The sequence below is a fragment of the Almyronema sp. genome (assembly GCF_052168255.1).
In the GTDB taxonomy this organism is placed as follows: domain Bacteria; phylum Cyanobacteriota; class Cyanobacteriia; order Phormidesmidales; family Phormidesmidaceae; genus Sphaerothrix; species Sphaerothrix epifaneia.
In genome coordinates this window covers 62,680-65,006 of sequence record NZ_JBQLZL010000074.1, presented here as the reverse complement: position 1 = coordinate 65,006, position 2,327 = coordinate 62,680, and the positions used below count along the sequence as shown (strand labels likewise).

Annotated in this window: 1 protein-coding gene; it reads right to left on the bottom strand. The window is 45.7% G+C overall.

Annotation, left to right across the window (positions count from 1 at the left end; genetic code table 11):
- Positions 1–662: 662 nt before the first annotated feature.
- Entirely contained in the window at positions 663–1,343 is a 681-nt protein-coding gene (locus ACTS3T_RS16685) for a hypothetical protein (RefSeq protein ID WP_462935271.1), read from the bottom strand.
- Positions 1,344–2,327 lie beyond the last annotated feature (984 nt).

Below are 2,327 nucleotides of genomic sequence, written 5' to 3'. Positions count from 1 at the left end.
TGATCACGTCGCAGTTGGTCAAACTTAGACTCTTCTTTGTTGTCTAGATGATCACGCCGCAGTTGATCAAACTTGGTTTCTGCCTTGGCTGTAGAGGCAACGGTGCCGCTTAAAGAGACAGCCATTACAGCAGAGAGCAAAGATAAGGTAATGCGTTTCATGAGATTAACTCCTTGAGAGATCTAATCATCCTGTACTTATAAGGATGCCAATTGAGTCTGATATTGTCTGATCTTTGTATTAGCCTAGGCTTAAACTTTCCTGAGAAAACTAAGCCAATGGTTCTCGGTTGTTGCTTTTGAAGTTAAGCCGCAATCGAGAAAAAATAGAGAAGATTAGCCATAAGAAAATCATCTTATTAAGGGATAATTCAAATATCGAAATACCCTTTGCTAATAATTATTCTTGTTGAATAATGTCTTTGCAAATCGGCTAAATGAGTAGACAGACGCCCATAGCCAAAACCCAAATCTAGGGGCGATCGCAGTTCCTAAAAGCCAGGTCAATTTGTATCGCTGTAGCTAACAGGGATGAGCCACTCAAATAGCTGCAAGCTACCAACAGAAAACGTTTCTGCTGCCTTTAGCTATAAATTGACACAGCACAATAGGGTATGCCATCTATAGCGAGATACCCTGCCAAAATCTTCAATAGCCAGCTATTTACCAATCGCCAGAAACAGCCGTTAAGGGAGTTCCGTCGGTGGTCGTCACCGTAATTGATAAACTGGATTCTGCCTCACGACGCGGAAACTGGACAAACTGGATACCGCTGTCGCTAGGCTGCACAACCATCTGATAGCGATCGCCCGTCCACTCCAGCGATTCAATTTGATATTCAATTAGCCACAGCTCGGCTATTTCTCCGGCGTTAATTTTTTCGCCAGTGCTATCTTCATAACAGCCCCAAATATCGTCGAGTACTGTCCACAAACCCGAAAAATAAATAGGCTCCATGCGAGCGCTAAGGCCGTAAGTGGTAAATGTAAAAACCTGGTGTGTCCAGAACTTTTGAAAGATACTCTGAAGGGGTTCTTCGTACAAAGCGCTCCCATAGCGGGGCATGTCTTCTAGCTGTTTGAACTGCACAGCGGCTTCGGGTCGCTGCCAGTCTGCTGACTCATAGCAAACCGCAAACTCCACTGGCCCTGCTTGAGTCGTCTGCTTGAAAGGTTCCGTCGCAGCGGTAGACTGACTGCTCCCCCCGGCTGCAACAACCAGACCCTCAGCTACGTTTTGGGTAGGCATGGGCGGTTGTTCCGAAGTAGAAGCAGCGCCCGTGCAGCCAATGGCGATCGCCCCAACCAAACCAATACCCAACCCACCTAGCTGCCAAACTTTCATGCCCATCCTCGACGCTCCAGAGATACCCTGATTACCTAATAACGACTTCATCTCAACCTTTTCAGGAAAGTTAGTTTAAAAATTTGGGGCACTTTTTCAGTCAGTGCGGCGTGACTGACCCAGTGGCACCTGATGTTACAGGAGTAAGTCAAGCCAGCAACTGACTTAAATCGCAGTATTTTTTGATACCGCAGTGAGCCAGCTCTAAGGAGATCAAACTTTGCCCAATCGTGACCCCGCCTATTGAGATGTATCGAAGAGTCGTAATGAAACTCTTGCGTCAGATCCCTGGCGTCTACTATCGATTGGCTAGTCTACCCAAGCCGATTATCAACTGACTACAGACTCTAATAACGTCTATCTAGGCGATTAAAACTTCAGTCGAAAAGAAACTTAAAAGCTATTTGATGAAATTGACTCGACAGACACAAATCAGCAAGTCTCAAGCCATCAGACATCAATTTGACTGTCTCTAACTGCCCGAATAGAAGTTTTGAGTTTGGATGGACTAAGTAGAGCGACTGCTGCGAGTAAGCCAGTCCTGGCAAAGGTTCAACGCCCGAATCCAGAACTTCATAGGGTTGCTTATCTCTATAGCATTTATATAGATCTTCTCTAAAAATCGCTCTATCTAAATTCTACCTAGACCCTATCATGAGACGACCAATTATGCGGATAGGTTTTCAGAGAATTTTGCCTAATTTTCGAAAATCTTAGTGATCTTACGGACGTAACTTCGCAATTCAAAAGATCAGCGGTAATTGAATGGCTCTGTAGCGCTCAGGCGGGTTCCGCTAGAGGCCGATATGAACTCAGAGTTCATCCGTTTTCGTTGACGGCTGATCGTACTAACAGGGGGGATCAGTGTTGCTTGGGCGATCGCTTAAACAGGTGCTCATTTTTACCGTCAGCAGGCAAACTGCGATCGCCAGCGTACCTTTAATTCAAGACAGCAGCTATAGCGGTAGCCACCAGCGTTGAGGT